Consider the following 26,207-nt stretch of genomic DNA (forward strand, 5'->3'; position numbering starts at 1 on the left):
CCTTCGCGGGGAAGGCGGGTTCACCGCACAGGTGCGGGACCGGTAAGGACAAGGCAGGGCAGGCTGAGATGGCGGAAGACATTCCCTTCGACCGGAAATTCGACGCGGTTCCCGGGCGGGCCGACCGTGTCGCGCCCGGAGTGCGCCGCGTGCTGGCGCCCAATCCCGGCCCGTTCACCTTCACCGGCACCTGCAGCTATATCGTGGGCGAGGGCGAGGTGGCGATCATCGACCCCGGCCCTGACGATCCCGTCCATGTCGCGGCGCTGATGGAGGCGGTGCGCGGCGAGCGCGTGACGCATATTCTCCTCACCCATACCCATCGCGACCATTCCGGCGCGCTTGAGGCGCTGAAGGCGCTCACCGGCGCGCCGACCCATGCGCAGGGGCCGCATCGTGCCGCACGCCCCTCTCACGAGGGCGAGGGCAACGCGCTGGAATCGGCCGCCGACCGCGCCTTCTTCCCCGATGTCGCGCTGGCCGACGGGGCGCAGGTGCACGGCGCCGGCTGGAGGCTCCACGCACTGGCGACGCCGGGCCATGCCGCCAACCACATGGCCTTCGTGCTGGAGGCGGAAGGGCTCGTGTTTGTCGGCGACCATGTCATGGGCTGGTCGACCACCATCGTCGCCCCGCCGGACGGCTCGATGAACGACTACATGGACTCGCTGCGACGCCTGCATGCGCGGCCGGAAACGCTCTACCTGCCCGGCCATGGCGGGCCGGTCCGCGAGGGGCGATTGCTGGTGGAGCGGCTGATCCGCCACCGCAAGGCGCGCGAGACCGCCATCCTGCGGGCGCTGGAGCGCGGGCCGATGACCATTCCGCAAATCGTGCGCGCCATCTATTTCGGGCTCGACCCCCGCCTCGCCGGGGCGGCGGGGCTCTCCACCCTCGCGCATCTGGAAGATCTGGTCGCGCGCGGCGCGGTGCTCACCGATGGGCCCGCCGTGGTCGATGGCGTGTTCACGCGGCCCTGAAGAGGGGCGGCGGGATGCATTTTACCGCGCTCCTTGCCCGCTTCAGCGCCGGCGGCGGCCCTGCGCCTCGGCGAGTTCGCTGAACAGCGCGTCGATGCGGCGGGCATTGGAGCCGAAATCACGGTCGCTGTTGCGCGATACCGAGCGCATGTCGACCCGTGTGCCCTCGGCGGTGCGGCGCACGCGGATCACGATATCGTCCCGGAGGCCGAAGGGCAGGGCGCGCGCCACCGCCTCGATCCGCCCGTCACGCAGGCCCCCGCGCGGGGAGACGGCGTCCACCACCAGCCATTTGTGGCGTGTCACCATGGCCAGCAGCGCCGCGTAGATCTCATCGGCCGGCACGTCGAGTTCCATCGGCTTGATGCCGGGATAGGCGTCCTCTTGTCCCGAGGCGGCGCCTTCGCCGGCATAGGCGAGGGCATTGGCCTCGCGCGCCCGCGCCGCGCCCAGCGTCACGAAGACCGGGGGATCGTCGATATCGGTGCTGATGTCGTGCAGCGCCGGCAGGCCGATGCTCAGCGCCGCCACCGTCGCCGTGGGCATGAGCAGCGCCAGCGCCAGCGCCGCCGCGCCGAGCACCCGCCCGAGCCCGCGCAGGCCCTCGTTCCAGATAACGACGAAGCCGGCCAGCGCCAGCAGCAGCGCGAGGACGGAAATGCCCACGCCGGCCAGCACCGTGTAGACCGCGCTGCGGAAATCCAGCGTCTCCGTGGCATAGAGCGCGATGCCGATGGCGGTGACGGGCAGCGCGAAGATGGCGGTGCGCAGGCTCCATACGGCGAGCCGCGACAGGCGTTCCTCGACATAGAGCCGGCGGCGCACCATGCCTTGCCCCTCAGGTCGCCTGTGAAACGGGAAGAGGCCCGACCGGCAGAGGCTCGGCCAGCAGGAGCTCGGCCAGCGCCTCGACCGAATCGACCACCAGATCCGCTTCATGGGCGAAATCGTCGACCGGAGACGGCCCGCAGCGCACCAGGATGGCCCGCGCGCCGGCGGCATGCGCGCATTCCATATCGTGTCGCGTGTCGCCGACAAGGGCGATATCGCCCGGCGGCAGGCCGGTCAGCCGGCTGAAGGCCTGCACCATGCCGGGGCCGGGCTTCGAGCCATGGCCCGAATCATAGCCATAGATGGCGCTCATCATGTCGGTGAGGCCGAGCAGGCCCGCCTGCACCCTCGCATTGGCCTCGGCATCATTGGTGGCGATGCCCAGCGGCAGGCCCAGGCGATGCAGCCGCGCCAGCGGCTCGGCCGGGCGGCCGATCGGGGTGAGAAAGCGCCGGCCCTCCTCGGTGAACAATTCGTCGATCTCGCGGAAGAAATCGGCATCCGCGGGGCGGCCGAGCACCTCGGCCAGCGCCGGGCCATATTGCCGCGAGGAGCCGGCGATGAGCGGCGAGCTTTGCCGGAAACGGCGTGCGTCCGGCAGATAATGGGCGGCGGCATAGAGCGCGTCGCGCGCCCGGCTGTCGGCGCCGGCAAGGCGCTCCAGCACGGCGCCGGCGGCGGGGCCCCAGGTGAGATCGAAATCAACCAGGGTGCCGTCCTTGTCGAACAGAATGGCGCGCGGTGCGTTCACTGTCAGTCGATACCGTTCATTGGCGTTGAGAGGGCTGATAGCATGGATTTACGGCCGCTCCCATGGTGGACCACAGGGTGGACCACATGGCGCACCATATGGCGCACCCCGCCGGGTACCCTGCGCATCCGCGTCCTGTCGTCGGCAGCGGCGCTGCTGCTGCTGATGGCCGGCCCCCTCGCGGCGGACCCGCTGGCGGAAGCCGGAGCGTCGTTCGACGCGGCCGGCAGGGCGCTGAACGAGCAGATCGGCGACATGTTCGGCACGCGCCCCGCGCCGCAAAAGCCGCGTGCCCGCCTCGCGCGGCCGCGCCCGGCGGTGCCGCTGCCCCCGATCCGCCCGGCCGAGCTTGCCCGCGAGCCCGGCTCGGCTCCCGGCCCGGCTCCCGGGCCGGTCCCGTTGCCCGCGCCGGCCCCGGTTGTGGCGGCGGCGCCGGCTCCCGCGCCCGCTCCTTCGGCCGTGCCGGCGATTCCCGCGCCGGTGCGCCCGCCGGATCTCGCCAGCCCGCCGATCGTTCCCCCGCCGCCCTCGGCGTCGGCGCCGCTGCCGCCCCGCCCGCCGGGTTCCGGCGCCGCGCCGGTGGCGGCCGCCGACGCTCCCCCTCCGGTCCTCACCCCCGCTCTTCCTGCCGCGCCAGCCCCGACAAATGCCGCCGCTTCCGCCGATCTGCCGCCCATGCAGCAATCCGCGCCGCTGCCGCCGCAGCGCCCGGCCGAATCACCGCCCCCGGCGGGTCCGCGCGTCGCCGCCCTGCCGCCGGCGGAAAGCGTGGGCGAGCCGGCGCCCGCGAGCGCGCCAACCATCTGCCCCGAACTGTCCAATGGCGGCCTCGGCGTGTTCACGCCGTCCGTGGTGACGGCGACCGATCCGCTCTGCACGGTGGATCGCGGCGTCAGCCTCTCGGCCGTGCGGATGAAGGACGGGCGGCTGGTCGAACTCGCGCCCGCCGCGGTGCTCCGCTGCGAGATGGCGGCCTCGGTGGCGACATGGCTGCGCGAGAAGGTGGACCCGGCGGCGGCAACGCTCGGCTCCCCGCTCGACAAGGTGATGGTCGCGGCCTCGCAGCAATGCCGCCCGCGCAACCGCGTCGCCGGCGCCAAGATCAGCGAGCACGGGCGCGGCAATGCGATCGACCTTGGCGGCGTTGTGCTGGCGGACGGGCGCCGCTTCGTGATCGGCCCGGCGGGCGCCGGCGAGGCGGGGATGACGCGCGCCTTTCAGGAGACGCTGCGCACCAGCGCCTGCGCCGATTTCACCACGATTCTCGGCCCCGGCTCGGACGGCTATCACGAGGAGCACCTGCATCTCGACCGGGCGAGCCGGCGCAGCGGCGCGGTGCTGTGCCAGTGGGACATTGTCGTCGAGGCCTCGCGCGGGCCGACGACCCGCGGGCACGGGCCGCACTAAGCGCGGGCGCGCGCGTCGGCCCGATGGCGGTCGATGGCGAGAGACACGGAAACGGTGCGAAAAGCGCGCTTTCGGCCGGCATGCGCCGAAGGGCGCGCTTCCGGCGCGGCGCGGGGCGATCTAGGGTGCGCGCGACTGATCCCCCCGCGGAGTTCCGGCTCATGCTCACCAATCTGCAGACTCGCGACGTCGAGACCCTGATCCACCCCTATACCAACCTCATGTCCATCCGGGACACCGGTCCGCTCATCCTGGAGCGTGGCCAGGGCTCGTGGGTCTATGACGTGGACGGCAAGCCCTATCTCGAAGGCATGGCCGGCCTGTGGTGCACGGCACTCGGCTATGGCAACGAGGAACTGGTGGAGACGGCGGCCGCGCAGATGCGCAAGCTGCCCTTCAGCCATATCTTCGGCGGCAAGAGCCACGATCCCGCGATCGAACTGGCCGAGAAGCTGAAGGAGATGGCCCCGGTGCCGATCTCCAAGGTGTTCTTCACCAATTCCGGCTCCGAGGCCAACGACACCCAGATGAAACTCGTCTGGTACATGAACAACGCGCTCGGCCGGCCGAAGAAGAAGAAGATCATCTCGCGCATGCGCGCCTATCACGGCGTGACCATCGCCTCGGCCTCGCTGACCGGGCTCGCCGGCAACCACAATGATTTCGACCTGCCGATCGCCGGCGTGCGGCACACGACCTGCCCGCATTATTACCGCCTGGCCGAGCCGGGCGAGAGCGAGGAGGATTTCGCCACCCGCCTCGCCGCCGATCTGGAGGCGCTGATCATCGCCGAGGGCCCGGACACGGTCGCCGCCTTCATCGCCGAGCCGGTGCTGGGCGCCGGCGGCGTCATCGTGCCGCCGAAGACCTATTATCCCAAGATCGAGGCGGTGCTGAAGAAATACGACGTGTTCTTCATCGGCGACGAGGTCATTACCGGCTTCGGCCGGCTCGGCACCGCCTTCGGCTGCCAGGCGCTGGACATGACGCCGAACTCGATCTCCATCGCCAAGGCGCTCTCCTCCGCCTATCAGCCGATCGGCGGGGTGATGATCCCCGAGGACATGTACCAGGCCATGCTGCAGGAGAGCACCAAGCTCGGCAGCTTCGGCCATGGTTACACCTATTCCGGCCATCCGGTGGCGGCGGCGGTGGCACTCAAGACGCTGGAAATCTATGAGCGCGAGAGCGTGTTCGAGCGGGTGCGGGCGAAGATTCCGCAGTTCCGCGCGCGGCTGGCGGCGCTGGAGGATCACCCCCTCGTCGGCGAGGCCCGCGGCGCGGGGCTGGTGGCTGGCGTCGAGCTTGTCGCCGACAAGAAGACCAAGCACCAGTTCGACGCCAAGAAGGGCGTGGCGGCCAAGTGCGTGGCCTTCGCGCAGGGCGAGGGACTGATCGTGCGCAACGTGTTCGGCGACGCGGTGACGATCTGCCCGCCGCTCATCATCTCGCCGGCCGAGATCGACGACCTGTTCGACCGCCTCACCCGCGCGCTGGACAAGACGCTGGACTGGGCGGTGAGCGAGAAACTGCTGGCGGCGTGACAGGCTCCGTCACGGGGGGGGCGGCATGTTCCCCGGGGGCTTCCCCGGGGATGAGCGCCTGTCGCCCTCCGCCGCGCCGGCAGGGCCGCGACCGGTGGCGTGACGCCGTCCCGTCCGGCCGGGCGCCGCCCTTTCGCGCGGATGAGGATGCCGTCGCCGCCGCTTGTTCGCCGGCTGGTCCCAAAGCCGAGCAGGCAAAGAAAAAGGGCGCTGCCAAGCAGCGCCCTTTTCGATATCCGGCCTTGCGCGGGCTCCGCGCAACCCCCGGAAGGGGCCGCGCCGCGAGAGCCGTGCGCCTTCAGAGCACCACGACTTCGGCGCCCTGCGGCACGCGGGTGTAGAGGTCGATCACGTCCTCGTTCAGCATGCGGATGCAGCCCGACGAGATGGCCTGGCCGATATATTCCGGCTGGTTGGTGCCGTGAATGCGGAACAACGTGTCCTTGTTACCCTGGTAGAGATAGAGCGCGCGGGCGCCCATCGGGTTGTGCGGGCCGGGACCGACGAAATTCGGCACGCCGGCCAGACGCTGCTTGATCTCGGGGGTGGGCGTCCAGGTCGGCCATTCGGCCTTGCGACCCACCTTCGCCTCGCCGTGGAAGGCGAGGCCTTCCTCGCCGACGGTCACGCCGTAGCGGATCGCCTTGCCGTCGTTCTGGACGAGATAGAGGTACTTCTTGTCCGTATCGACGACGATGGTGCCCGGCTTCTCCTTGCCGGAATAGTCGACGATGGAGCGCTGGTAAATATCCGGCGGCAGCACCTTCTGGTAAGGCGCATTGGCCAGCAGTTGCTTGTCCCGGGGGGTCAGAGAAGCCTCGGGCGCCGGCTGGCGCTCCACGGCGCTGCAAGCCCCCAACAGCAGCGCCAACAGGACAACTCCCGCCCCGCGCACAATCATATCCCGAAGCTCCGAATCTCTTCTCGCACGACACATGCGTGCTTTCATGCATGTCGATTAGCCGAACTCGTTCTGGCCTTGAAGAGGACATATCGGCGCCATGTGTCGGTGGCGCGGACTTGTTGCTCAAAAACCTCAGTTTCGTTGGAAGAGGTCCAGAACCGGGCTGAACACCGTTCCTAACGTAAGGCACCCTATCCCTGACCTCGATTCTGCTTAATTTTGACGCAGTCGGCGCCCATTTCGTCGACTGTCGTTCCCGAAAAGCGGGGCGACCATTCTGGAGGAAGGCATGTCTACCGAGGAAACCCCGGCTCCCGAGAGCCGGCCGAGCGAACGCTGGGACCGTTCCCACCAAACCGCCCACTGGCGCGAGATCGGCATTTCCGCCGTCGCCGCCGCTGCCCGCTATGCCTCGACCCCGACGGTATCCGATGCCCCCGCCAAGGGTGCGGCGCGGACCGACGAGGGGGACAACAAAATCGTCACGCTACGCGACGTGGAATATTTCGCGGCCTGAGCGCCGCCATCCGCAACATCCCTGCCGATCCTGGATTGTCACGCGGCCGATCGTGAGGCTGCGCCCTGTCGCGCGCCGGTGGAGCCTCCTCCGGCGCGCCGTGGCGGCCGGCCGTGAACGGGTGTCGCAGCCGTGCCGCTCCCGCCTCGGAATTCCGGAAGCGGGGTGGTGACACCGGACGCGGCCTTGTCCATTGTCGCGGCCGCCGCGAAGGCGCGTGCGGGGAGAGCCGATGATCAACGCCTATTGCATGCGCCAGGGCGCGCTGGAGCATGTCGCCGTTCCCGTGGGGGCGATGATCCCGGCCGAGGCGATCTGGATCGACCTGTTCCGCCCGGAGCCCGCCGAGGATGCCAGCGTGGAAGCCACGCTCGGCATCGCCGTGCCGACGCGGGAGGAGATGGTCGAGATCGAGCCATCCAGCCGCCTGCGCGCCGAGAATGGCGCGCGCTACATGACCGCGTCGCTGGTCTGCCACAGCGACAGCGACCAGCCGATGCTGGCCGATGTCACCTTCATCCTGAGCAAGGGCCGGCTCGCCACCGTGCGCTATGACGAGACGACCCCGTTCCGCGTCCTCGCCGGCAAGTTCGACCAGTTGCAGGCCGCCGGGCTGACCGGCGAGCGCGTGCTGATGTGGCTGCTCGACACCATCATCGACCGCGCGGCGGACATCATCGAGCGGCTCGGGGCCGAGATCGACGGCATTTCGCGCCGCGTGTTCGAGCAGGACGAGGCCAGCGTGAGTGGCAGCCAGCGTTTTCGCGTGCTGCTGCGCGAGATCGGCCGGCGCGGCGACCTCGCCTCCAAGGTGCGCGAGAGCCTGGTGTCGATCGGCCGGCTCGTCACCTTCCTCGGTACCGAGGGCGATGCGGCGCGGCTCGACAAGGAGCCGCGTGCGCAGCTCAAGAGCATGCAGCGCGACGTGGCCTCGCTGAACGACCATCTGTCCTATCTCGGCAACAAGATCACCTTCCTGCTCGACGCCACGCTCGGCATGGTGTCGATCGAACAGAACAACATCATCAAGATCTTCGCCGTGCTCTCGGTGGTGCTCATGCCGCCGACGCTGATCGCCTCGATCTACGGCATGAACTTCCAGTACATGCCGGAACTCGGCGCGCATTACGGCTACCCCATCGCGCTGGTCGCCATGCTGGCGGCGGCGGTGGTGCCCTACCTGATCTTCAAGTGGAAGCGGTGGCTGTAGTTCCGCGCGCCCTCACACGTGCTGGCCGCCATTGATGTGGATCTCGGCGCCGTTCAGGTAGGACGACGTCTCGGTGCACAGCACATAGATGATCTTGGCCACTTCGTCCGGCGTGCCGAGGCGCTGCATGGGGATCTGCTCGACGATCTTCTCCGTGCCCGGCGAGAGGATCGAGGTGTCGATCTCGCCCGGCGCGATGGCATTCACCCGCACGCCGACCCGGCCGAAATCGGCCGCCATCTCGCGGGTCAGCCCGGCCAGCGCCGCCTTGGAGGTGGCATAGGCCGCGCCGGCGAAGGGATGCACGCGCGAGCCGGCGATGGAAGTCACGTTGACCACCGCGCCATGGGTGCGCTTGAGCTCCTCCAGCAGGCCGCGCGCCAGCAGGATGGGCGCGAACAGATTGACCTGGAACACCTTGTGCCAGGCTTCCTGCGGCGTGTTGAGCGTGCTCAGGCGCTCGCCGCCCGGCCCCTTGGGCGAAATGCCGGCATTGTTCACCAGCGCGTGCAGCTCGCCGCCCTCCAGCCGGCTCTTGATCTCGTCGACCGCGCGGAGCGTGTCCTGCGCGTCGCCCAGATCGACCTGGATGTGATCCTCCGGCCCCATCTCCCACGGGCAGTTTTCCGGGAAGGCATGGCGCGAGCAGGTGATGACGCGCCATCCGGCAGCGGAAAAGCGCTTCACGGTGGCGTGGCCGATCCCGCGCGAGGCGCCGGTGAGCAGCAAGGTGCGGCGCGGCTGATTGGAGCCTTTGGTCATGGATCTCTACTTGATGCTCGGGGACAGGGTCAGGCGGGGTGCTGCGGGGAAAGGGGATCGTGGATCACGGGTAGAGCCTCGTCCGGCTCCACGCGCCGGCGTCCGGCGATTCGCGGCGGAAGACGACGCGGTCGTGCAGGCGGAACGGCCGGTCGTGCCAGAATTCGATCTGTACCGGCCGGATGCGGTAGCCGGTCCAGTGGGCCGGCCGGGGCACCTCGCCCAGCGCATAGTGCGCGGTGAACTTGGCCACCGCCGTCTCCAGCGCGAATCGGCTTTCCAGCGGCTGCGACTGCTGGCTCGCCCAGGCGCCGATCTGCGACAGGCGCGGGCGGGAGGCGAAATAGGCATCGGCCTCGGCATCGCTCACGGTCTCGACGGGGCCGCGCACGCGGATCTGCCGGCGCAGCGACTTCCAGTGAAACACCGCCGCCGCCTTCGGCACCGCCGCCAGCTCGCGCCCCTTGGCGCTGCCGGTATTGGTGAAGAACACGAAGCCGCGCGCGTCGCGGGCGTTCAGCAGCACCATGCGCACATCCGGCAGCCCATCGGCATCGACAGTGGAGAGCGCCATCGCGTTGGGATCGTTCGGCTCGCTGGCGCGCGCGTCGGCAAACCACTCCTCGAACAGACGAAAGGGTTCGGCGGCGGCGGTGAAATCACCAGATGTTAACTGTTCCGGGGCTTCCATGAGGACATCTTCGGTGAATGGACCCCAAAGGGGCCGGGGCAATGATCCACAAGCGGCGAAATGCGGCGGCGCACAAGGGGGATCCCCGCGGGGGGACGGCTCCGGCATGCGTCACCCCCCCATATAAGCGCGTCGCGCTGCTGCGCACAGCGCGATCCGTACTGATCTTCGTCGCAGCCGGCCTCGCCGTCGCCGGATGCTCCACCTTGCCCGATGCGCTCGACATGAGCGCGACCGGCTCGCTCGGGGGCGATGCGGTGGCGGCGCGCGCCATGGCGCCCCCGTCGCCGCCGGTCTCGCCGCGCCCCGCCGTCGCCATCGCCGCTGGCAAGCCTGTCGTGCAGGCTGTCGCCTATACGGCCGAGCCGGTGCCCAAGGGCATCGCGCCGGACGACTGGGCCGCCGCCCGCCAGGCGCTGGCCGAGGCGCTGCGCGAGAAGAACGCCTCCCCGAGCGTTCCGTGGGAGAATTACGCCAATGCCGCTCGCGGCACGGCCATTCCGCTCGGCGTGTCGCGACAGACCCAGACGGGCACCTGCCGCGACTTCCGCATCAGCTTCGTGCGCGCGAGCGATGAGAAATGGCTGCAGGGGGAGGCGTGCCGGAGTTCCCATGGCAGCTGGCAGGTGGCGCAGGCGCGGCTGCTCGCCCGCAGCTGACGCTTTCCCGCGCAATCGGGCGCGGCGGCACCGTTGCGTCGCAGCAACACCATGCCTACATGGAGGCGAGAGCCGGAACCGCCGGACGAGATGATCATCCATGCGCGATCCTTATGAGATTCTCGGCGTCGCCCGTAACGCCGAACAGGCCGACATCAAGCGAGCCTTCCGCAAGCTCGCCAAGAAACTGCACCCGGACGCCAACAAGGACGATCCGAAGGCGCAGGACCGATTTGCCGAACTGAATTCCGCCAATGAGCTGCTCTCGGACCCCGAGAAGCGCGGCCAGTTCGACCGTGGCGAGATCGACGCCGAGGGCAAGCCGCGCGGCTTCGAAGGCTTTCCGGGCGGGGGGCGTGGTCCCGGACGCGGCTTCCAGCGCGGCCCGCAGGGCGAAACCATCTTCGAGAGCTTCTCCTATGGCCCGGAGGGCATGCGCCGCTCCGGCCATGGCCCGCACGATGCCGGCGGCTTCGACGACGTGATCGCCGATATTCTCGGCGGGCTGGGCGGTCGTGGCCGTGCGCGCGGCGCCGGCGGCGGCGAGACGCCGCGCGGAGGCGACATCGATATCGCCGTGCCGGTGCCGCTCGATCGGGTGGTCGAGGGTGGCCCGGTCAAGGTGCACCTGCCCAATGGGCGCGTGGTCGAGGTGAAGATTCCCGCGAAGGTGGCTGAAGGCCATCGCATGCGGCTGAAGGGGCAGGGCGAGCCGAGCCCGTTCGGCGGCGCGCCGGGCGACGCCTATGTCGTCGTCTCCTATGCGCCGCATCCCGATTTCAAGATCGAGGGCGCCGACCTCCGGGCCGATGTCGCGCTGCCGCTGGCCGATGCCGTGCTCGGCGGCAAGGTGCGCGTGCCGACGCTGGGCGGCGAGGTGGATCTCTCCGTGCCGGCCTGGACCCAGTCCGGACGCACTTTCCGCCTGCGCGGCAAGGGCCTGCCCAAGGCCGATGGCACGGCGGGCGACCTGTTCGCGACCTTGCGGATCATGTTGCCTGCGGAACGCGATCCCGAGCTTGAGGCGCTGCTGCGCAGCCGGCGCGACGGCGCGGCCTGAGCCCGTCTCGGCCCGCCCGACCACAGTATGGCGGGCGGGCGCGCAACCGCTGGCTTGAGCGGGTCCTGCCGCTGTGCGATAGGAACCACTCGGCACCGCAAGGTGGAACGAAGCACGGAGCGCGGTGTGACGGGCAGAGCAACGGGCGGATTCATGAACGGCAAGCGGGGCCTGGTGATGGGAGTGGCGAATAACCGCTCCATTGCCTGGGGCATCGCCAAGGCGGTTCAGGCGCAGGGGGCGAAGCTTGCCTTCACCTATCAGGGCGAACCACTGCGCAAGCGCGTCGAGCCGCTGGCCAACGAGCTTGACGCCGTGGTGGTCGGCCATTGCGACGTGACCGACCCGGCGACCATCGATGCGGTATTTGCGGAAACCGAGCGTCAGCTCGGCGGGCTGGACTTCCTGGTCCATGCCATCGCCTTTTCCGACAAGAGCGAGCTCGACGGGCGCTATGTCGACACCACGGCGGATAATTTCAGCAAGACCATGCTGATCTCCTGCTACAGCTTCACCGCGGTCGCCCAGCGCGCCGAGAAGCTGATGACCAATGGCGGCTCGATGCTGACGCTGACCTATTACGGCGCCGAGAAGTGGATGCCGCATTACAACGTCATGGGCGTCGCGAAGGCCGCGCTGGAGGCCAGCGTGCGCTATCTCGCCGCCGATCTCGGGCCCAAGAACATCCGCGTCAACGCCATTTCCGCCGGCCCGATCAAGACGCTCGCGGCCTCGGGCATCGGCGATTTCCGCTACATTCTCAAGTGGAACGAGCTGAACGCGCCGCTGCGCCGGACCGTCACCATCGACGAGGTGGGCGATACCGGCATGTATCTGCTGTCCGAGCTCGGGCGTGGCGTGACCGGCGAGATTCATCACGTCGATGCCGGCTATCACGTGGTCGGCATGAAGAACCCGGAAGCTCCGGACCTGACGCTGGAGCGGGACTGAGCCGGCGCCGGACGGCGCGGCGGCTGGCGAGCAGGAGACGGACGATGATCAAGGCTCCCGGAGACAGGCGCGGCACGGTGCGCGGCCTTGCCCGCGCGGCGCTGGCGGCTGCGGTGCTGGCGGCGGCGGTGCTCATGGGCATCGGCGCGGCGAGCCTGCCGGCCGCGGCGCAGTCCTCCATCACGGTGCGCCCGCCCCCAGGCTCCGGCCTGCCGGACTGGGCGACGCCGGGCTCGCCGACGCAGGACAGCGGCACCCCTCCGACCTTCCAGCAATATCCGTTCTGGAGCCGTATCTTCGGCACCGGCGGGCTCATCTTCCCCGGCTATACCTCGCCGGCCAGCAATGACAGCAGCTACCAGCGCCTCGCCCTGCTGATCGGCGGCGGTGCGGGCCGCGTGGTGTTCGCCGCCGGCATGGCCGATACGCTCTGCCAGCCCGCCGGCGCGCCGACCCTCACCGTGCGCAACGCCCCGCCCGGGGTGACGCTGACCACCGATTACGGCCAGTTCGTCGCCACCGGCAACGATGCCGGCTCCACCTTCTGCCGCGGCCGCACCGTGCGGGGCACGCGGCTCATCCTGTCCGGCCGCGCCCCGCGGGGGGGCGGCAGCGTGACGGTGCGCGTCTCCTGGCCGCGCATCGGCCGCAATGGCGGCACCAGCTACACGCACACCGTGGCCCTGCCGTCGAAATGACCCGGCGGCGCATCTTCCTTGTCCGGCACGGCGAGACCGACTGGAATCTCGCCGGCCGCCTTCAGGGCCATCACGACATTCCGCTCAACGATCTCGGCCGCGAACAGGCGGCCAATCTCGCGCGGGTGATCGGCCGGCTGAGCGGGGGCGCCGGCGCGCTCGATTATGTGGCGAGCCCGCTCTCGCGCACCGCGCAGACCATGGCGATCCTGCGCGCCGAGCTTGGCCTGTCGCCGGACGCGTTCCGCCGCGACGCCCGGCTGAAGGAAATCTCCTTCGGCCGCTGGGAGGGCGCGACCTGGCAGGAGCTGAAGCGCCGCGACCCGGTCAGCCTCGCCGCCCGCCGGGCCGACCCGTGGCACTTCGTGCCGCCGGGCGGGGAGAGCTACGACATGCTCACCGAGCGGGTGATGGCGGCGCTCGCCGATCTCACCGAGGACAGCGTGGTCGTCACCCATGGGGGCGTGGTGCGCGCCATCCTGCACATGCTGGCGGGCATGCCGCCGCAGCAGGCGGTGGACCTGCCGGTGCGCCAGGGGGCGGTCTACATGATCCGCGACGGGGCGTTCGAACTCGCCGTCGCCTGAGGCTTTGCACGCCGCCGCGCCGATGGCGGCACAGATGAGGTATCGCGATGGGCGCACAACTGATCCGGGCCGACGAGGCCGCCACTCCCCGCCCGATCTGGTGCGTGACGCCGCAGACCTGGCGCGAGGTGGCCGCCGAGCTTCCCGCGCCCGCGCTGGCCTTTGGCGAGGCGACCGGCTTCAAGGCGGAGCCCGGCGCTGTGCTGGTATTGCCCGCCGTTGATGGCGCGATCGCCGGCGTGCTGTTCGGCACCGAGGAGGCGCCCCGCGACCCGCTGGCCTTCGGCAAGCTGGCGACCGCGCTGCCCGCCGGCGATTACGCGCTTGCCCGCGCCCCCGCCCAGCCCCGCCTCGCGGTGCTTGGCTTCCTGCTCGGCGCCTACCGGTTCACGCAGTACCGCAAGCGTCCTTCGCCGGAGCTGCGGCTGGTGGTGCCCGAGGGGGTGGACAAGGCCGATATCGAGCACATGGCCGAGGCGGTGACGCTTGCCCGCGATCTCGTCAACACGCCCGCCAACGATCTCGGCCCGGCGGAAATCGAGGCGGCGGTGCGCGCGCTCGCCGCCCGCTTCGAGGCACAGGTGAACGTGACGACCGGCGAGGACCTGCTCGCCGCCAATTTTCCGCTGATCCACGCGGTGGGACGGGCCAGCCCGCGCGCGCCGCGGCTCATCGACCTCTCCTGGGGCGCGCCGGATGCGCCCAAGGTGACGCTGGTCGGCAAGGGCGTGGCGTTCGACACCGGCGGGCTCGACATCAAGCCGCCGAGCGGCATGCTGCTGATGAAGAAGGACATGGGCGGAGCGGCCAACGCGCTCGGTCTGGCGCTGCTCATCATGGCGCGCGCGCTGCCGGTGCGTCTGCGGCTCATCATCCCGGCGGTGGAGAATGCCATTGCCGGCAATGCCTTCCGGCCGGGCGACATCTTCCCCTCGCGCAAGGGGCTGTCCGTCGAAATCGGCAATACCGATGCCGAGGGCCGGCTGATCCTCGCCGATGCGCTGGCGCTGGCGGATGAGGAGGCGCCCGAATTGCTGATCGACTTCGCCACGCTTACCGGCGCGGCCCGCGTCGCGCTCGGCCCGCAGCTGCCGCCCGCCTATACCGATGACGAGGCACTTGCCGCCGATCTCGCGCGCCACGCGAGCGCGCAGGCCGACCCGTTGTGGCGGCTGCCGCTGTGGAAGCCCTACGCCTCCATGCTCGACAGCCCGATCGCCGACCTCAACAACGCGCCGGGCAGCGGCTTCGCCGGCTCCATCACCGCCGCCCTGTTCCTGCAGCGCTTCGTCGAGCGGGCGTCGAGCTGGCTGCATCTGGACATCTTCGCCTGGAACCCTTCCGCGCGCCCCGGCCGGCCGGAGGGCGGCGAGGCGCAGACCATCCGGGCGCTCGACGCGCTGCTCACGGAGCGTTACGGGCGTTAAGACTTTGTTGGCCCGCGGCACCGCATATTCCCGGGAACAATCCGCTGCCGTAACGATCCTTGGTGGCGCGGCGGATTGGAGCCGGGGAGCGGGGCATGGCGGTCGAGTTGCGCCCATCGCAGGCGCTGCGCCTGTTGCACGAGCTGTCGCTCGCGCAGGTGCGGGACGATGCGCCCGATCTCTCCCCGCGCCAGCTGGCCATCCTGCTCAGCGTCTATCTGGAAACGCCGCCGCACACGGTGCGCGGGCTTGCCGCCCGGCTCGGCGTGACCAAGCCGGTGGTGACGCGCGCGCTCGACACGATGGGCGCGCTGCACCTCGTGTCGCGCCGGCGCGACGAGGCGGATCGGCGAAATGTGATCATCCAGCGCACCGTCGAAGGCGCGCTCTATCTGGAGAAGCTGGGCGATCAGGTGGTAGCGGTGGCCCGCGCCTTGCCGCGCTGAGCGGCGCCGCCTGTCATCCGCCATCCGCCGCCACCGGTCGTTCATTCCAGAGAGCCCGCCCGTGACCCTCGACCCCCGCCTGACGCCGGCCCGGCCGGACCTTGCCGCCGCCCATCTGCGCGGCGTCGTCGATGCCGCCCGCTTCATCGAGGGCGAGAGGTGGCGCGTGCGCGCCGTCAGCGCGCCGGTGCGCCGCGAGCCGTCCCCCGAGGCGCCGCTCACCACCGAAGCGCTGTCGGGCGAGACGGTGACGGTCTACGAGACCACGCCGGAGGGCTGGGCCTGGGGCCAGCTGGAGGCGGACCTGTATGTCGGCTGGCTGCCCGTGGAGGCGCTGGCCGCGCCGGGCGCGCCTGTCACGCACAAGGTGGCGGCGCTGCGCACGCCGGTATTTCCCGGCCCGTCCATCAAGCTGCCGCCGCGCGAACTGCTCTCCTTCGGCAGTCGTGTCGGCGTAGTGGAGATGCGCGAGCGCTTCGCGGTGACGCAGGATGGCGGCTTCCTCTTTGCCGGCCACCTCGTGCCGCTCGACGCGGTGGAGGAGGATTTCGTCGCGGTGGCCGCCCGCTTCCTCGGCGCCGCCTATCTCTGGGGCGGGCGCTCCAGCCTCGGGCTCGACTGCTCGGGCCTCGTGCAGGTGTCGCTCGCCGCGGCCGGCATCGCGGCGCCGCGCGACAGCGACATGCAGGAGCGCGCGCTCGGTGCGCCGGTGGCGTTCGAGGGTGATATCGCGGTGCTGGAGCGCGGCGACCTGGTGTTCTGGCCCGGCCATGTCGGCATCGTCGAGGATCGCGGCACGCTGCTGCACGCCACCGCCGCGTTCATGTCGGTGGTGCGCGAGCCGCTGGCCGGGGCGCTGGCCCGTATCGCGGCCGCGAGCGCGCCGGTGCGCAGCGTGCGCCGGCTCGGGTAAGGGGCGCGTTGGCGGCGCGCCTCAGAAATCCGAGGCGATGCCCTTCACTTCCCAGTCGCCATAGCGCACCGGCTCCGGCCCGTCGCGGCCATCGATCTCGGTCGGCGCCTGGACGGGAGCGGCGGCGGCGCGTCGCGCGGCGGCCTCGGCCAGCGCGCGCTCGGCGGCCGGGCTGAGCGCGCGGCGCGGAATCGGGGATGCCACCTTGGGCGTTTCGATGTCATCGGTCATGGCGCATTGGAACCATTGCCGGCCGGTCCGCGTCAAGCCGGCGCGGGGTGTGGGGGCGCGTTCGGTCTGACGCTGGGGCAGCGCCGATGCCGCCCGGCCTTGCGGCTTCGCACGATGCTTCCCATCCTATGGACGAGACCGCATGAGACGGCGCGTCAGACGAGGGACGAGATGAACTATTTCCGCACCGCGATCCTGCTGGCGGGCATGACCGCGCTGTTCATGGGCGTGGGCTTCATGATCGGCGGACAGGGCGGCATGCTGATCGCGCTGGTGGTGGCGGCCGGCATGAACCTGTTCAGCTACTGGAATTCCGACCGCATGGTGCTGTCCATGTACGGCGCCCGCGAGGTGGATCGCGCCAGCGCGCCGGACTTCTACGGCCTGGTGGAGCAGCTCGCCGCGCGGGCGCAGCTTCCCATGCCGCGCGTCTATGTCATCGACAATCCACAGCCCAACGCCTTCGCCACCGGTCGCAACCCGCGGAACGCCGCGGTGGCGGCCAGCACGGGGCTGCTCAACGCGCTCTCGCGCGAGGAGGTGGCCGGCGTGATGGCGCATGAACTGGCGCATATCAAGCATTACGACACGCTCACCATGACCATTACCGCGACGCTGGCGGGCGCGATCTCCATGCTTGCCAACTTCGCCATGTTCTTTGGCGGCAACCGTAACAACAATAACGGGTTCGGCGTGATCGGCACCCTCGCGATGATGATCCTCGCCCCGCTTGCCGCCATGGTGGTGCAGATGGCGGTGTCGCGCTCCCGCGAATATGTCGCCGACCGGACGGGGGCCGAAATCTGCGGCCAGCCGCTCTGGCTCGCCTCGGCGCTGGCCAAGATTTCCGGCTATGCGCATCGCATTCCCAACATGCCCGCCGAGCACAATCCGGCGACGGCGCACATGTTCATCATCAACCCCCTGTCGGGCGAGCGGATGGACAGCCTGTTCTCCACCCATCCGGCGACCGAGAACCGCATTGCCGCGCTGGAGGCGCTGGCGCGGGAAATGGGCGCTGCCGGCGGCGGCTTTTCCACTTCCGCCGCGCGGCCGGCCGATCCCGTACGGAGCGGTGCCGCGCCCGGGGGGCCGTGGGGCGGCACCTCGCCGCCCTCGCGTGGCCCGGATTCGCGACGGCCGCAGGGCCGTCGCGGCCCGTGGGGCTGAACCGGGCACCACATCCGTCGTTCGTGCGTCGGGGCGCTTGAAAAGAAGGGACTTCGCGGCTATCAGAAGCCGCGCGCCGCTTTAGCTCAGTTGGTAGAGCATCGCATTCGTAATGCGGAGGTCGTCAGTTCGAGTCTGACAAGCGGCACCATTACCTCTCCCGGAGAGGTTCGCTTATGTGCATAAGCGTCTGAAAAATCAAAAAGATCGGCGCCTTGGCGCCTTTGGCGATCCCACCGCGCGCGATGGCGGCCGCCTTTTTCGCAGGTAGCGCGGCGACTATCGAGTGGGGGAACGCCGAGCCGTTGCGCCGACGGATCGCGAAATCCACACCGTGACGTCCGCTCCGATGCTGTTCAACGGACGGTGGGCAGGCCGATTCGCCGCGGCGGGCCGGGTGAGTCGTTCAGCCCGGCATCGGCTCATCGATCGGCTCGCGCGGCGCGAGCGCGGCCAGCGCTTCCGCCAGCTTCGCCGCCGCGAGAACGGCATCGATGATCGGGACATGCACATGCGGGCGCAACCGTTCGGCGCTGCCGGTGAGCCCGCCCGAGCCGAGAAGAATCGCGTCCGCGCCGTCTTTCGTCACGGCCCGCGCGATGGTCTCCAGCAGCCGCTCCATCGCCACGCCGCCGCCCGCCGCCGCTTCGGCGACGCCGATGCCGGCGGCCCGCGCCGTGGCCATCTGCGCGACACCATAGCGTTCGAACTGGCGGTGAATGCCCGGCAGCGCGCTGGCCACCGTGGTCACGACGGTGAAGCGGCATGCCAGCGTGCGCGCGGCGGCGATGCCGGCCTCGACCGCGCCAACCACCGGCACGCGGAGGAAGGCGCGGGCGCGGGCGAGGGCGATGTCGTCGAAGGCGGCCAGGACATAGGCCTGATGGCGCGCCGCGAGGCTGCCGCGCAGCAGGGCGAGCACATGGGTTTCCGCGGCATGGCGATCGGCTTCGGTCTCGATCGAGAACGGGCCCTCCGGCGGATTGACCACGCGGGCCTGCGTCGAGGGCAGGATCACCCGCGCGATCTCGGCCCGTATATTGGCGGTGACGCGGGGATTGGTATTGGGGTTGACGATCAGGAGGCGCGTCGCGCGCGCCTCCTCGGGGGGAAGGTGGGCGGATATCATCAGCGTCCCGCCAGCATGTCGGGCAGCCACATCACCACCTGCGGGAACAGCATCAGCAGGATGGTGAAGATCATCATCACGAAGACATAGGGCCAGGAGCCGCGCGTCACGTCGCTATAGCTGCCGCCATCGGTTCGCACGCCATGCACGACGAACAGGTTCATGCCGACCGGTGGGGTGATCAGCGCGATCTCGCACATGATGACGATGAAGATGCCGAACCAGATCGGATCGATGCCGGCGGCGAGGATCACCGGAATGACGATGGGCACGGTCAGCACCAGCATCGACATCGCGTCCATGAAGGTGCCGAGCAGCACGTAGAACACCAGCAGCGCGAAGAGCAGTGCCAGCTGGCTCAGTTCGAAGCCGGCGATCCACTGGGTCATGGCCTGCGCCGCGCCGGTCATCGAGATGGTGACGTTGAGCAGCAGCGAGCACACCAGCACGATGATGACCATGCCGCTGGTCTTGGCGGCCTGGATCGAGCAGTTGATCAGCAGGTCCAGCGTCAGCCGCCGGTTCAAGGCGACGAAACCGAGCGCCAGCATGACGCCGATGGCGGCGGATTCGGTCGGGGTGGCAAGGCCGCCATAGATCGAACCCATCACCACGCCGAAGATGATGAAGGGCGGGATGAGATATTTGCCGAGCGCCAGCTTCTGGCGGAACGGCATGTCGATCAGCTCGGTCGCCTGCGCGCCGGCCTTGCCGTGGAAGAGGACGATGTAGAGCGAGAAGCTGAGCGCCAGCAGGATGCCGGGCACGATGCCGCCGGCAAAGAGCTGGCCGACCGAGGCATTGGCGAGCGAGCCATAGACCAGCAGGTTCACGCTCGGCGGAATGAGGATGCCGAGCGTGCCGCCCGCCGCCAGCGAACCCAGCGCGGGGGCCATGGGATATTTATAGTGCTGCAGTGCCGGCAGGGCGATGGTGCCGACCGTGGCGGCGGTCGCCACCGAGGAGCCGGACGTGGCCGAGAACAGCGTGCAGGTCGCGATGTTGCTGTGGAGCAGGCCGCCCGGCAGGCGCGCCAGCCACACCGCCATCGCGTCATACATGCGATCGGCGATGCCGCCGCGCAGCAGCAATTCGCCCAGCAGCATGAAGAGCGGGATGGCGAGGATGGACGGGCTGTTAATGCTCGACCAGATCACCCCGCCCATCATGTCGACGAGCGGCGCGCCATACATGAGGTAGCCGCCAAAGGCGCCGACCCCGATGATCGCCACCGCGACCGGGACGCTGAGGAACATCAGCCCCAGCATGAGAAGAAAGCCGATACCGACGATGGCGATGCTCATGGGGCGGTTCCTTCCTGCGCCGGCAGATCATGGGCGCGCGCTTCGCGCTTCTTCAGGTCGTCGAGTTCCGCTTTCAGCTCCTCCTCCGGGGAAGGGGGCCCGAAGCGTCGCGTCAGGCCGCGCCAGTCGCCGCGCAGGAGCAGGCGCAGCGCCTGCAGCGCGAGGATGAGGGCGGCGATGGGGAAGGTGGCGCTGGCAATCAGCCACAACAGCTGGGGATAGATCAGCGGCGTGGCCCACGGGGTCTGCGCGATCGACTGGTATTCCTGCGTGTCGAGCACGGTGTCGACGGTGAAGTAGAAGAAATAGCCGGCGAGCAACGCCATGGAGAGCACGGACAGCGCATCCAGCACCGCCTGCGCCGGCTTTGGGAACAGGGCGGTCAGCTGGTTGATGCGGATATGCGAATTCTCGACCAGCGCGACCGTGAAGGCGAGCGGGGCGGCGATGGCAATGGCATAGCCGCCCAGCTCGTCGATGCCGCCAAGCGTGACGGAGAAGAACTTGCGGAGCAGCGTTTCCGCCGTCACCGTGACCGACAACGCGATCATCAGGATCCCGAAGACGATACCAAGCAGGCGCGAATAGGTATGCATGGGTCTTCTCCGCCTCCGTGGATTGTCAGAGGCCGAGCTGGCTGCCGACCGTGGCGCGCCAGACCGCCTCGCAATTCGGCGCCACGGCGTTGCACTGCTTGGCCCAGATCGGCAGCGAGACACCGCCCACCGCCGCGGCGACCGCCTTGAGGTCGGCTTCCGAGGGTGTGGCTTCGGTCAGCTTGTAGGAAACGCCGCGCTCGCACGGCGTCTTGCCGGTGTTGCAGCGCATGGCATCCTCGTACAGTTCTTCGGAGAACGCCCAGATCTCGGTGGTCAGCTCGCCGATGGCGGCAGTCAGCTTGGCCTGCTGCTCGGGGGTGAGCTTCTTCAGCGAGGCGGTGTTGATGGCGTAGCCGTTCACCGCGAGTTGCAGCGCGACCGGCAGCACCGTGGTCGTCGCCTCCGGCCAGCCGCCGGAATTGGCCGAGGCCGGGCCGGTAATGGCGCAGTCGACGACGCCGCGCGCCAGCGACTGCTGGACTTCGCCGAACGGCATGGAGATGCCGGTGGCGCCGAGCTTGCCGACGAAATTCGCCGCGCTCTGGTCGCCCACGCGCACCTTCAGCCCCTTGAGGTCGGCGAGGCTCTTCACCTCGGGCTTGCAGAAGATGACCTGCGGGCCGGCCGGCCAGACGCCGAGCAGCTTGGCATTGAAGCGGCTCTGCAGCCGTTCGTCGACGAACGGCGCGAAGGCATCGATATGCTTCCTGCCGGAGGCGTAGCTGGTGTTCAGCCCGACCAGATCGAGACCGAGCATCGCCGGCTCGTCGCGGCTGACCTGCGGCCCGCGCAGGGAGACAATGTCGAACAGGCCGGACTTCAGCACGCGCAGGCCGTCCGTATCCGGGATGCCCGCGACGTCGACGGGGAGATATTCGATCTTGATGTCGAGGCCGGTGGTTGCCGCCAGCTTTTCGAAGAAGGGCTGTTCCTTCTTCTGGGCGATGAGGCCGGAGCCCGAGGGCTGCCCCAGCACGCGCAGCGTGATGGTCTCGGCATGGACGGGCGTGATCATCAGCGCGGTGATCGCGGCGAGAAGGATGCGGTGTGACATGCGGATTTCCTGTTCCCAAGCGAGGATGAACGAGTGCGAGGCGTGTTTCGGCACTGCTTAGGCGGTGGAAGAGCAGCCGAGCGTCCCGTCAGACGGTTCCGTCGATCTTCCCTGGAGGATAAGGAATACAGATTTCATGCCAACTAGTGTGAAAATACAGTTTCATATTCAAAATCATATAGATGACAGATTCAAGTTGCCGACCCTCGGCATGAAACCTCAGTTTCTCGTGAGGCAATAATAGACGTCGACTTCGTGCAGATGCACAAATCGACGTCAGAGTTCCTCAAGGGCGTCGTTGATGGCCTCGATGCCGCGCAGCCGGGTGCGGCCGGCGGCGGCGGCGCGCTCGATGCAGCGTGTGGCCAGCAGATGGCACACCGCCATCACCGAGACATGGCTGAACAGCGGCCCCGGCGCCAGTGTCTGGCAGCGCAGATGCCATGTCGCGCTTGGCAGGAAGCTCTCGCCCTCGTCGGTGATGTAGAGAAGCCGGGCGCCGCTCTTCTGCACCTGGTCGAGGATGAGGCCGATGCGGGCGACGCGCCGGCGCAGGCCGAAAAGGATCACCAGATCCTCCGGCGCGACGCTGACGAGATGCTCGCCGAGCGTCTGCCCGGCGCCGGGAATGGCGACGATGTTTTCCACGACCTGCGTCAGCTGCCACTGGAGATAGGCGGCGAAGGGCGCGCTGGCGCGAAAGCCGATCACCCAGATCTTGCGTGCCGCGAGGATGGCGGCGGCGGCGTCGTTCGCCTGGCTGTCGGTGATGGCGAGGAAGGTGGCCTCGAGATTGGCGATCGCCTGCGCGGAATGGGCGGCGACCGATTGCTCGCCGCTCGCATCCACCGAGGTGGTCAGGAACAGCCGCGAGCCGGTCTGCTTTTCCGCGCGCGCGTGGCGGCGCGCCTCCTCGTAATTGTCATAGCCGAGCCGCTGGACGAAGCGTGACACCGTCGCCTTGGAGACATGCGCCAGCGCCGCCAGTTCCTGCGCCGAATAGCTCGCGAGCTCGCCGGGAAAGTCGCACACGAAATCGCCCAGCCGGCGCTCGGCGGGATGCAGCGTCGGCAAGGCCTGGCGAACGCGGGTGAGGAAGGAGCGATCCTTCGGGGGCATGGACCCTCCCGTGAAAACTGAGTTTCACGGACTGTCCTACGGCGCCCGGCGCAAGGCAAGGGAAGATGCCGCTGCCGCACCCGGGGCGCAAGCCGGCGGAACAGACATTCGCTCACCGTCATTCGCTGGTTCATCCGCTCAATCGAGCGAGCGCGATTTTGTCCGATCCCACGAATGTCATAGTGTCTGGGTAGCGTGCGCTCTTGAATCCGGAGCTTCAATGACCTCGAACGCCGATAATCTGAAGCCGCTGCTCTGGGAGCCGAAAAATCTGGTCCGCGCGATCGAAGCAGCGGGGGTCGCGCTGTGGTCGTGGAACGTGGATTCCGACGCTCTCGCTATGGACGACCATGCCTATGATCTCTGGGGCCTTCCTCGCGGCAGCGAGGTCAACTTCGAAGACCTTTCCGCCCATATTCATCCTGCCGATCGCGATCGGGTTCGTGCCGCCTTCACGGCGACGCGCGCCATTCTCGGCGCCTACGAGATCGATTTTCGCATCGTCACCGGCGACGAACTCAAGTGGATTTCCGCGCGCGGCCAGGGCGATGACGCCGGCATGGTGCAGCGGCTCATGTTCGGCATCTTCATCGATGTGACGGGCCGCAAGCAGGCAGAGGAAGGGCGGGAATTGCTGGCGGGCGAGATGAGCCACCGGGTCAAGAACCTCCTCGCCATTGCCTCCGGCCTCACCGCCATCACCTCGCGCTCGACCTCGACGACAACGGACATGGCCCGCGAACTGACGCAGAGATTGACCGCGCTGGGCCGCGCGCATGATCTGGTGCGCCCCGTCCCCGGCCAGACGATGGCGGCCTCGGCGCTGCTGGGCGATCTGCTGACCGTGCTGCTGGCGCCCTATGACGATCTCGGCGCCTTCAGCGGCCGCATCCGCGTATCGGTGCCGCGCATGAGCGTCGGTGAATCCACCACGACGATCCTCGCGCTGATCGTGCATGAACTGGCAACAAACTCGCTGAAATACGGCGCCCTGTCGGTCGACATTGGCAGTCTCGATATTTCATGCTCGGCGCACGATGCCGCCGTCACCCTTGTCTGGACGGAGACCGGCGGGCCGAAGGTGACGCCGCCCACCGGAGCACGAGGCTATGGTAGCAAGCTCGTCGAGCGCAGCGTGACCGGCCATCTGCGCGGCTCCATCGACTACAACTGGGCCAAGGATGGCGTCGTCATCACGTTGAAGGTCAATCCAGATCGCCTGACGGCATAGTTCACGCATCCATGCGTGCGTTCGCCGCCGATATCCCCGCCCACCGGCAATGTCCGGCCCGCGCGGGGCGATCATCCACTGAAGCCGGGTGTCGCCCCGCCGTTTCCACCCGACCCGCCCGGGCCTATGCAGGTAGGCTCCCGCGCTTGGGATCGGGAATGGACCGCGACGGGGAGCGATGATGCCGACGGGAGGTGAGGGCGCGAGCCTGCGAGACGAGACCGGTCTCGTCCTTCTGGGCGGATCGGCGCGCGGGCCGGTCGTCGCCATGGCGGAAGGCCTGAGCTTCTGGGGCGGGGTTGATCCCGCCACCGGCCGGGTGATCGATGTGCACCATCCCTGCCATGGAGTGTCGTTGGCGGGCGCCATCGTGCTGATGCCGACCAGCCGGGGGTCCTGCTCGGGCTCGGGTGTGCTGCTGGAACTCGCCATGGCCGGGCATGCGCCGGCCGCGCTGGTCTTCTGCGAGCCGGAGGACACGCTGACGCTGGGCGCGCTGGTCGCCCGCGAGATGTTCGGCCGCACCGTGCCGGTGCTGCGCCTTTCGCGCGCCGCCTTTGCCGACATCGCCGGGGCGGAGACGGTGTCGATCTCGCCTTCCGTCCTCGCGGCGGACGGGCGACGCATTCCCCTCGCGCCGCTGCCGGCGGATGGGCTCGTCCTCACGCCGCGCGACCGGGCCATGCTCGATGGCGCGGACGGCCCGGCGGTGCGGCAGGCGATGGCCATTCTCTGCGCGATGGCGTGCCAGCAGGGTGCGGCGGCGCTCACCGATGTCACCCGCGCCCATATTGACGGCTGCATCTATGCCGGGCCGGCCAATCTCGTCTTCGCCGAGGCGATGGAGAGGCTGGGCGGACGGGTGCGCGTGCCGACGACGATGAATGCCATTTCGGTCGACCATGAGAACTGGCGCGCGCAGGGCGTGCCCCCGGCCTTCGGCGTTCCCGCGGCACGGCTGGCGGATGCTTATGTGCGCATGGGGTGCCGGGCGAGCTTCACCTGCGCGCCCTATCTGCTGGAGGCGCCGCCGATGGCGGGCGAGCCGATCGGCTGGTCGGAATCCAACGCGGTGATCTTCGCCAACAGCGTTCTCGGCGCGCGCACCGCCAAGCATCCCGATTTTCTCGACCTGTGTATCGCGCTCACCGGCCGCGCGCCGCTGGCGGGGGCCTTTCTCGACGCGGCCCGCCGGGCGCGGCGCCTCATCGACGTGGCGCTGCCCGCGGATGCCGGCGCGGCGGTGTGGCCGCTCATCGGCTATCTCGCCGGCCGCGCCGCGCCCGACCGTGTACCGCTGCTGCGCGGTCTGGCGCCGGGCCGCCCGACGCCGGACGACCTCAAGGCGCTGTGCGCCGCCTTCGGCACCACCTCCGCCGCGCCGATGCTGCACATCGCGGGTGTCACGCCGGAGGCCGGCCACGCGCCCGCCGCGGATGCCGACACGGTCCTCCTCACGCGCGCGAATCTCATCGCGGGATGGGCCGGTCTCAATGGCGGGCCGGAGGCGGTGGAGCTCGTCGCCATTGGCAGCCCGCACGCGTCGCTTGGCGAGTGCCGGGCGCTGGCCGACGCGCTGGCGGGCCGGCGCCGCGCGCCGGATGTGTCGGTCATCGTCACCGCCGGGCGGCAGGTGATCGCCGGCACGGCGAGCGAGGGCACGCTGGCGCGGCTGCGCGCCTGCGGGGTGGAGGTGGTGGCCGATCTGTGCTGGTGCTCCATCACCCGGCCGGTCTTCCCCCCGCGGACGCGGGCGGTGATCACGACATCCGGCAAATATGCCCATTACGGGCCGGGGCTCTCGGGCTGCGCGGTGCGGCTCGGCACGCTGGACGATTGCGTTGAGGCGGCCCTGACCGGCCGGGTTCCGCCACGGCTGCCGGACTGGCTGCGGTAGGGGGCGTGGCGACGGGGATTTCGGCTCGCGCCGGATGAGGCCATGGAGAAAAGGAGATGGCGCCCGACCGGGGAAGGCGATTTCGCCAGACGGGCGCCAAGGTGAGGATCGGGGCCGCGGCGCGCCGCGGCCCCG

The 26,207-nt window shown here is 69.3% G+C and carries 27 protein-coding genes and 1 tRNA gene; 17 read left to right on the forward strand and 11 right to left on the reverse strand.

All coding sequences use genetic code 11. The features are described 5' to 3' along the window. Nucleotides 1-68 precede the first annotated feature (68 nt). Nucleotides 69-980, forward strand: coding sequence for an MBL fold metallo-hydrolase (locus QOZ99_RS16515; RefSeq protein ID WP_306891096.1), 912 nt, complete (start codon nucleotides 69-71; stop codon nucleotides 978-980). Between the two features lie 42 nt (nucleotides 981-1,022). Here the strand turns inward: QOZ99_RS16515 and QOZ99_RS16520 are convergent, their stop codons facing one another. Together QOZ99_RS16520 and QOZ99_RS16525 are read right to left on the reverse strand one after the other, a co-directional pair. Continuing rightward, nucleotides 1,023-1,808 (reverse strand): DUF1499 domain-containing protein, encoded by a 786-nt coding sequence (locus tag QOZ99_RS16520; RefSeq protein WP_306891098.1) that lies wholly within the window; start codon nucleotides 1,806-1,808, stop codon nucleotides 1,023-1,025. 10 nt (nucleotides 1,809-1,818) lie between these two features. Beyond that, nucleotides 1,819-2,562, reverse strand: coding sequence for an HAD family hydrolase (locus QOZ99_RS16525; protein ID WP_306891099.1), 744 nt, complete (start codon nucleotides 2,560-2,562; stop codon nucleotides 1,819-1,821). Nucleotides 2,563-2,604: 42 nt separating this feature from the next. On the opposite strand from QOZ99_RS16525, the gene QOZ99_RS16530 reads away from it, so the two are divergent. Together QOZ99_RS16530 and QOZ99_RS16535 are read left to right on the forward strand one after the other, a co-directional pair. Next, complete coding sequence (locus tag QOZ99_RS16530; RefSeq protein WP_306891100.1) at nucleotides 2,605-3,969, forward strand: extensin family protein; 1,365 nt, start codon at nucleotides 2,605-2,607, stop codon at nucleotides 3,967-3,969. A gap of 161 nt (nucleotides 3,970-4,130) precedes the next feature. After that, nucleotides 4,131-5,513: an aminotransferase gene (locus QOZ99_RS16535; protein ID WP_306891101.1), complete on the forward strand. Its 1,383-nt coding sequence runs from the start codon at nucleotides 4,131-4,133 to the stop codon at nucleotides 5,511-5,513. A 298-nt stretch (nucleotides 5,514-5,811) separates the two neighbouring features. Here the strand turns inward: QOZ99_RS16535 and QOZ99_RS16540 are convergent, their stop codons facing one another. Then, nucleotides 5,812-6,414 carry a L,D-transpeptidase gene (locus QOZ99_RS16540; RefSeq protein WP_306891102.1) on the reverse strand — a complete coding sequence of 201 codons (603 nt, stop codon included), beginning with the start codon at nucleotides 6,412-6,414 and terminating at the stop codon, nucleotides 5,812-5,814. 292 nt (nucleotides 6,415-6,706) lie between these two features. Between QOZ99_RS16540 and QOZ99_RS16545 the strand changes: the two genes are divergently transcribed. Together QOZ99_RS16545 and QOZ99_RS16550 are read left to right on the forward strand one after the other, a co-directional pair. Continuing rightward, a complete protein-coding gene (locus QOZ99_RS16545; RefSeq protein ID WP_306891103.1) occupies nucleotides 6,707-6,934 on the forward strand; it encodes a hypothetical protein in 228 nt (75 codons plus the stop codon). 232 nt (nucleotides 6,935-7,166) lie between these two features. Continuing rightward, a complete protein-coding gene (locus QOZ99_RS16550) occupies nucleotides 7,167-8,144 on the forward strand; it encodes a magnesium transporter CorA family protein (RefSeq protein WP_306891104.1) in 978 nt (325 codons plus the stop codon). Nucleotides 8,145-8,156: 12 nt separating this feature from the next. Here QOZ99_RS16550 and QOZ99_RS16555 read toward each other — a convergent pair whose 3' ends face one another. Both QOZ99_RS16555 and pdxH read right to left on the reverse strand, forming a co-directional pair. Then, nucleotides 8,157-8,906: an SDR family NAD(P)-dependent oxidoreductase gene (locus QOZ99_RS16555; RefSeq protein ID WP_306891105.1), complete on the reverse strand. Its 750-nt coding sequence runs from the start codon at nucleotides 8,904-8,906 to the stop codon at nucleotides 8,157-8,159. A 64-nt stretch (nucleotides 8,907-8,970) separates the two neighbouring features. After that, nucleotides 8,971-9,597, reverse strand: coding sequence for a pyridoxamine 5'-phosphate oxidase (gene pdxH, locus QOZ99_RS16560; RefSeq protein ID WP_306891106.1), 627 nt, complete (start codon nucleotides 9,595-9,597; stop codon nucleotides 8,971-8,973). A 206-nt stretch (nucleotides 9,598-9,803) separates the two neighbouring features. Here pdxH and QOZ99_RS16565 point away from each other — a divergent pair, with 206 nt between their 5' ends. The 8 genes from QOZ99_RS16565 (at nucleotide 9,804) to QOZ99_RS16600 (ending at nucleotide 16,338) form a co-directional block, all read left to right on the forward strand. Further along, on the forward strand, nucleotides 9,804-10,256 hold the full coding sequence (locus QOZ99_RS16565; RefSeq protein ID WP_306891107.1) for an RT0821/Lpp0805 family surface protein: 453 nt from the start codon (nucleotides 9,804-9,806) through the stop codon (nucleotides 10,254-10,256). Nucleotides 10,257-10,356: 100 nt separating this feature from the next. Beyond that, nucleotides 10,357-11,316: a DnaJ C-terminal domain-containing protein gene (locus tag QOZ99_RS16570; protein WP_306891108.1), complete on the forward strand. Its 960-nt coding sequence runs from the start codon at nucleotides 10,357-10,359 to the stop codon at nucleotides 11,314-11,316. A 153-nt stretch (nucleotides 11,317-11,469) separates the two neighbouring features. Next, entirely contained in the window at nucleotides 11,470-12,267 is a 798-nt protein-coding gene (fabI, locus tag QOZ99_RS16575; RefSeq protein ID WP_306891109.1) for an enoyl-ACP reductase FabI, read from the forward strand. A 44-nt stretch (nucleotides 12,268-12,311) separates the two neighbouring features. Further along, nucleotides 12,312-12,965, forward strand: a complete 654-nt coding sequence (locus QOZ99_RS16580; RefSeq protein ID WP_306891110.1) for a hypothetical protein — start codon at nucleotides 12,312-12,314, stop codon at nucleotides 12,963-12,965. Next, nucleotides 12,962-13,552 (forward strand): histidine phosphatase family protein, encoded by a 591-nt coding sequence (locus QOZ99_RS16585; protein WP_306891111.1) that lies wholly within the window; start codon nucleotides 12,962-12,964, stop codon nucleotides 13,550-13,552. Before QOZ99_RS16580 ends, QOZ99_RS16585 begins: the two co-directional genes overlap by 4 nt. Before the next feature lie 47 nt (nucleotides 13,553-13,599). Then, nucleotides 13,600-14,979 carry a leucyl aminopeptidase family protein gene (locus QOZ99_RS16590; RefSeq protein ID WP_306891113.1) on the forward strand — a complete coding sequence of 460 codons (1,380 nt, stop codon included), beginning with the start codon at nucleotides 13,600-13,602 and terminating at the stop codon, nucleotides 14,977-14,979. A gap of 95 nt (nucleotides 14,980-15,074) precedes the next feature. Then, nucleotides 15,075-15,425: a MarR family transcriptional regulator gene (locus QOZ99_RS16595; RefSeq protein WP_306891114.1), complete on the forward strand. Its 351-nt coding sequence runs from the start codon at nucleotides 15,075-15,077 to the stop codon at nucleotides 15,423-15,425. 61 nt (nucleotides 15,426-15,486) lie between these two features. Beyond that, nucleotides 15,487-16,338: a C40 family peptidase gene (locus QOZ99_RS16600; protein ID WP_306891115.1), complete on the forward strand. Its 852-nt coding sequence runs from the start codon at nucleotides 15,487-15,489 to the stop codon at nucleotides 16,336-16,338. A gap of 21 nt (nucleotides 16,339-16,359) precedes the next feature. Here the strand turns inward: QOZ99_RS16600 and QOZ99_RS16605 are convergent, their stop codons facing one another. Continuing rightward, nucleotides 16,360-16,569, reverse strand: a complete 210-nt coding sequence (locus tag QOZ99_RS16605) for a DUF1674 domain-containing protein (RefSeq protein WP_306891116.1) — start codon at nucleotides 16,567-16,569, stop codon at nucleotides 16,360-16,362. A 171-nt stretch (nucleotides 16,570-16,740) separates the two neighbouring features. Here QOZ99_RS16605 and htpX point away from each other — a divergent pair, with 171 nt between their 5' ends. Together htpX and QOZ99_RS16615 are read left to right on the forward strand one after the other, a co-directional pair. Further along, entirely contained in the window at nucleotides 16,741-17,739 is a 999-nt protein-coding gene (htpX, locus tag QOZ99_RS16610) for a zinc metalloprotease HtpX (RefSeq protein WP_306891117.1), read from the forward strand. Nucleotides 17,740-17,814: 75 nt separating this feature from the next. Then, nucleotides 17,815-17,890, forward strand: a tRNA-Thr gene (locus tag QOZ99_RS16615). Nucleotides 17,891-18,145: 255 nt separating this feature from the next. Here QOZ99_RS16615 and QOZ99_RS16620 read toward each other — a convergent pair. The 5 genes from QOZ99_RS16620 to QOZ99_RS16640 all read right to left on the reverse strand — a co-directional run bounded on the left by QOZ99_RS16620 (nucleotide 18,146) and on the right by QOZ99_RS16640 (nucleotide 22,944). After that, complete coding sequence (locus tag QOZ99_RS16620) at nucleotides 18,146-18,868, reverse strand: aspartate/glutamate racemase family protein (protein ID WP_306891118.1); 723 nt, start codon at nucleotides 18,866-18,868, stop codon at nucleotides 18,146-18,148. Next, nucleotides 18,868-20,172, reverse strand: coding sequence for a TRAP transporter large permease (locus QOZ99_RS16625; protein WP_306891119.1), 1,305 nt, complete (start codon nucleotides 20,170-20,172; stop codon nucleotides 18,868-18,870). Before QOZ99_RS16625 ends, QOZ99_RS16620 begins: the two co-directional genes overlap by 1 nt. Next, a complete protein-coding gene (locus QOZ99_RS16630; RefSeq protein ID WP_306891120.1) occupies nucleotides 20,169-20,768 on the reverse strand; it encodes a TRAP transporter small permease subunit in 600 nt (199 codons plus the stop codon). The genes QOZ99_RS16625 and QOZ99_RS16630 overlap by 4 nt, the downstream gene beginning before the upstream one ends. A gap of 25 nt (nucleotides 20,769-20,793) precedes the next feature. Continuing rightward, nucleotides 20,794-21,825: a TRAP transporter substrate-binding protein gene (locus QOZ99_RS16635; RefSeq protein WP_306891121.1), complete on the reverse strand. Its 1,032-nt coding sequence runs from the start codon at nucleotides 21,823-21,825 to the stop codon at nucleotides 20,794-20,796. Between the two features lie 276 nt (nucleotides 21,826-22,101). Beyond that, a complete protein-coding gene (locus QOZ99_RS16640) occupies nucleotides 22,102-22,944 on the reverse strand; it encodes a MurR/RpiR family transcriptional regulator (RefSeq protein ID WP_306891122.1) in 843 nt (280 codons plus the stop codon). 220 nt (nucleotides 22,945-23,164) lie between these two features. Here QOZ99_RS16640 and QOZ99_RS16645 point away from each other — a divergent pair, with 220 nt between their 5' ends. Beyond that, nucleotides 23,165-24,175: a sensor histidine kinase gene (locus tag QOZ99_RS16645; protein WP_306891123.1), complete on the forward strand. Its 1,011-nt coding sequence runs from the start codon at nucleotides 23,165-23,167 to the stop codon at nucleotides 24,173-24,175. A 181-nt stretch (nucleotides 24,176-24,356) separates the two neighbouring features. Beyond that, nucleotides 24,357-26,072 (forward strand): cis-3-hydroxy-L-proline dehydratase, encoded by a 1,716-nt coding sequence (lhpI, locus tag QOZ99_RS16650; RefSeq protein ID WP_306891124.1) that lies wholly within the window; start codon nucleotides 24,357-24,359, stop codon nucleotides 26,070-26,072. Nucleotides 26,073-26,207: the final 135 nt, after the last annotated feature.

The sequence above is a fragment of the Ancylobacter amanitiformis genome (genome assembly GCF_030814815.1).
Taxonomy (GTDB): domain Bacteria; phylum Pseudomonadota; class Alphaproteobacteria; order Rhizobiales; family Xanthobacteraceae; genus Ancylobacter; species Ancylobacter amanitiformis.